This window comes from Protofrankia sp. CiT1 (assembly GCF_917627335.1).
Lineage (GTDB): Bacteria > Actinomycetota > Actinomycetes > Frankiales > Frankiaceae > Protofrankia.
The window spans coordinates 1,887-6,013 of sequence record NZ_CAKJTP010000049.1; the positions used below are offsets into that span (position 1 = coordinate 1,887).

The following is a 4,127-nucleotide window of genomic DNA, read 5'->3' on the forward strand; positions in this document are numbered from 1 at the left end:
GGCGACTGCCTGCGCCCCAACCTCGCTCCGTGATCCACACCCCTGCTATCAGGCGCCTCCAATTATATTTGTGGAATTAATATAATTAAGTATGACAAACTGTCATAGCCGGTTGTCAATGTGTCGTGGATGAAGATCTGGGTAACAATTCCGCAGGCTGTCCGCGACGCGGTGCATCCCTTAGCGGGCCTTACTAAAGTCCGAGTTGTCCAGCTGGCCGCCAGTGGCGTGATCATAGTTTCTTCCGTATCGCCGGAAGATCGAGAAAGGCGAGGGAAAGTTGCCGGTGGTGCGATCATGACTTCTGTCATGCCGCCGGCGGCCCAGGGGAATACAACGCGTGGAAGTTCACGGGTCCGGCATCCGATCGGCGCCGCTGCCACGCGACTGAGGAGGCCGCACCATCGTGCCGCTAACCAGCATGCTCGACCTGCCGCTTGTCCTGTTGTCCAACCGCGGCCCGGTGAGCTTCGACCGTGACACTTCAGGGCGGACGGTCACCCGAGGGGCGGGGGGCCTCGTGTCAGCCCTGTCGGGTCTCGCCGAGCACCTCGACGACGCTGTCTGGGTCTGCGGAGCGTCCACTCCGGAGGACACCGTGGTCGCGGGCGAGGCGCGGGGAGGTTCGATCGTCGTACAGACCGCGCCGTCTCCGCATGTGGTCGAAGGCGAATCGAACGGTCCCACCATCCGGGTACGTCTGGTGGTCACCGACCCGGTGGCCTACGCGGACTTCTACAGCGTCTGGTCAAACCCGATCCTGTGGTTCGTCCAGCACGGGCTGTACGGCCGGGTGCTCTCGCCCATCATCACGCAAGCCGAACATGACGCGTTCGAAAATGGTTACGCCGCGGTCAACCAAGTCTATGCGGACGCCGTCATCGACGAAGTTCGCGCCCGCGGCGGCAAAGCGCTCGTCCTGCTGCAGGACTACCACTTCTACCTGGTGGCCGAACGGGTCCGGGAGCTGTGCCCGGATGTCCTGCTCACCCACTTCGTACACGTGCCCTGGCCAGGCCCGGACGAATGGCGGGTGCTGCCCGCGGGCATCCGGAAGCGGCTGCTGAGCGGCCTGCTGGGTAGTGACGTCGTCGGTTTTCACACCCGGCGCTATGCCCGCAACTTCGTCCTGTGCGCGCAGGAGCTGCTCGGCCTGGATGTTGATCTCGACAAACTGTTGGTGGTCGTCGGCGATCGGACGGTACGGGCCCGCTATTACCCGATCTCCGTGGATACGGCCGCGCTGGACGCGACCATGGATACCGAGGAGGTCACCGCGCATGTCACCATGCTGCGCCACGCCTTCCTCGACGGAGACCGGCAGCTCATCCTCCGGGTGGACCGCACCGACCCGAGCAAGAACGTCGTGCGTGGTTTCCTCGCCTTCGGAACGCTGCTCGACCAGCATCCGGAGCTCGTCGGAAAGGTCAGTTTCCTCGCCCTGCTCCAACCAAGCCGCACGGACGTATCCGAGTACGCCGACTATATCGCGCTGATCGGCGCGGTTGTCGCCGAGATCAACGCTCGGCATACCAAGGAGGGACAGCAACCGATCGACCTGCGGATGGCTGAGGACTTCCCGCTCGCGGTAGCCGCCTACTCGATCTGCGATGTGATTATGGCCAATGCCATCGCGGACGGGATGAACCTCGTGGTCAAGGAAGTCGCTGTGGTCAACCGCAGTGGCGGCGTGCTGGCGCTGTCGGAGAACGCCGGAGCCCACGAGGAGCTCGGCGAGTACTCGGTGACCCTGCATCCTTTTGACGTGCAGCAGATGGCCGACGCCCTGCACGAGGCTCTGACCATGCCGGCGCAGGAGCGGCAGCGGCGGCTGGCCGCGGCCGCCGAGCAGGTGCGCACCCATGACGTGGGCCGCTGGCTCGGCGAGCAACTAGACGACCTCGCACGGCTCGCGGGCTATTCCTGAACCCCGCTGAACCCCGCTGAAGTCACCCATCTCGACGGGATTCCGCCGCGGTTCGCGGGGTAGTCTCAGCTGCGACGGACTTCGGTGGACGATGCATGGGAGCGGACGTGGCGAGTTCCGGCGGTCACCACAAGGCGAACACGGGTTCGTGGGCCGCGGTTTTTCTGATCATTGCGGCTTTTTCGGTCGGTGTCTTTGCTCTTGTCCTCCACTCTGTCCCGCTGTGGATCGTGACCGGTGCATCGCTGGTCATCGGCCTGATCGCGGCAGCTGCCTCTCGCATCATGGAGCAGGCCTACTGACCGGGGGCGGGCTCACCTCAACCCCAGGGTGAGGTGAGCCCGCTCGCACAGGCAGCCTGTCCGTCCTCGGCTGTCGGGTCACTCGCGGCAAGCACCTGTGCCCGTGGCTGGCCCAAGGTCAGTGGCTGGCCGAAGCTCCCAGCGAGCGCGGGGTGACGAAGGACACCAGACGTGTCGTGCTCGGCCCGAGCTCGGTCCAGCGGCCCACCGCCAGATCCTCTACCGCCAGCGCGGCCGTGGGAAAGGCAGGAATACGGGAACGCTCGCCGGCTGGCAGCAGACCAGCCGCCAACGCCTGGATACCGGGGTTGTGGCCCACCAGCAAGACGGTGGGCACGCCGTCGTCCAGTTCCCGGAGACGGTCGAGGAGATCGGCGGCATCGGCCAGATAGAGCCGGTCCTCAGCCAGCACCGGGACATCGGGTGGAAGTGCCCCGGCAATGTGTTCGACGGTCTGGCGGGTACGGCGCGCGGATGAGCACAGCACCAAGTCGGGGATGAGCCGCTCGGCGCACAGATGCTCCGCGATCAGACCGCACGCTGCCCGGCCGCGAGGTGACAGGGGCCGGTCGGCGTCCGGTGTGGAGCCGTCGGCCCAGTCCGACTTGCCATGACGCAACAACAGGAGACGACGCGGAGGCCTCACCGCGTGACCTGTACGGATGCGGTGGACGACCGAACACCGCGACCAAGCGCGGGACACCCCGACACGAAACTCCTCCTCGGACGGCAACGACACGCAGCCTGCCCATCTCGGACCGGGGCGTCAATGGTTCTTTTCTGCTCGGTCAAGGCCAGCTGGTCAGATCCGGGATACCCAGGGGACTTTGTGATCATCTGGCTGGTCGCCCGTGGTGTAGTGCTGACCGGTAGCCGACAGACGCCATACCACGGGCGACACGGGCGCCGCAGGAGGAGGTGGTAAGATCAGTTCGTAGCGTAGGCAGACAGTAGGAGGCGATCGGCATAAGCCAGCGCGTCGTCCGCGCTCAGACGGCCGCGTGGCACGATTGAGTTGCGCTCATCCGACGTGAGCCCACCCCAGACTCCGTGCTCCTCTTGACGGAACAGCGCCGTGGCGAGACAGGCCCGTCGTACCGGACAACTTGCGCAGATCTTGCGGGCTCGTGTTTCGGCTGCGGCTCGAGCCTTGGTGTTGCGACCGTCCGGTGGGAAGAACGCATCGGGATCCCCGTCCCGGCAGGCCGCGTTCTGCCGCCAGTATGCCGGCCAGCCAGGGCCGTAGGGCTGTGGTGGGAGGTCCCGGCCGGGCAGGACAGGTACGCCGGCGCTCATGGCATTCTGCCGATCATGATCGAATCCGTACGCAACAGAGATAGAGGGTCGGGAACGGCAGCGCTGCCCGGGGGCAGCGAACGCGACTGACTGGGCATACCGTCTCCTGCTGGACATCGCTTGTGGCGGACATAACAGGGACGAGCACCACATAGATGTGTTTTAACGCACATCTACTCTGCTCGGGTGGGACCACAACAGGTGCGGAGAGAGGACGAGGTTCTCCGGCGTGGAGTGCACCGCACCGCTGGCGCCAAGTACACCGGAAACGAACCTGTCTCGTCTCGTTAACCGAGGAACGTAGACGGCTCTCGACCGGATAGCAAGGGTTCCGGAACGGTCACGTCCGCGGTCTGTGTCACACGTCGCACCACGACGTCTGTGATCGTTGTTCCAACGCGAATTAATCGCTCAAAGTTATTTTATGGATACGAATTGTAAATGCCCGGCTCATCTTTTATATGACGAACCGGGCATTTCGGGCATCCAACGGTCAAGCTGTGTCAAAAACGTTGATTGGCACGATTGCAAGCGTGAGCAGGATCACAATAATGATCGTTAGCCCGCATGGCCGACGGCGCGCTCTTAGAGCGCCCGGCAAT

At 64.2% G+C, this 4,127-nt stretch carries 4 protein-coding genes; 2 read left to right on the forward strand and 2 right to left on the reverse strand.

The genetic code is table 11. The annotated features are described in order from the left end of the window. Nucleotides 1–421 precede the first annotated feature (421 nt). Together MJ785_RS10525 and MJ785_RS10530 are read left to right on the forward strand one after the other, a co-directional pair. Nucleotides 422–1,927: a trehalose-6-phosphate synthase gene (locus tag MJ785_RS10525; protein WP_239311354.1), complete on the forward strand. Its 1,506-nt coding sequence runs from the start codon at nucleotides 422–424 to the stop codon at nucleotides 1,925–1,927. A 95-nt stretch (nucleotides 1,928–2,022) separates the two neighbouring features. Continuing rightward, entirely contained in the window at nucleotides 2,023–2,229 is a 207-nt protein-coding gene (locus MJ785_RS10530) for a hypothetical protein (RefSeq protein ID WP_239311345.1), read from the forward strand. Between the two features lie 118 nt (nucleotides 2,230–2,347). Here the strand turns inward: MJ785_RS10530 and MJ785_RS10535 are convergent, their stop codons facing one another. Further along, a complete protein-coding gene (locus MJ785_RS10535; protein ID WP_239311346.1) occupies nucleotides 2,348–2,875 on the reverse strand; it encodes a histidine phosphatase family protein in 528 nt (175 codons plus the stop codon). Nucleotides 2,876–3,156: 281 nt separating this feature from the next. Next, a complete protein-coding gene (locus MJ785_RS10540; protein ID WP_239311347.1) occupies nucleotides 3,157–3,525 on the reverse strand; it encodes a WhiB family transcriptional regulator in 369 nt (122 codons plus the stop codon). Nucleotides 3,526–4,127: the final 602 nt, after the last annotated feature.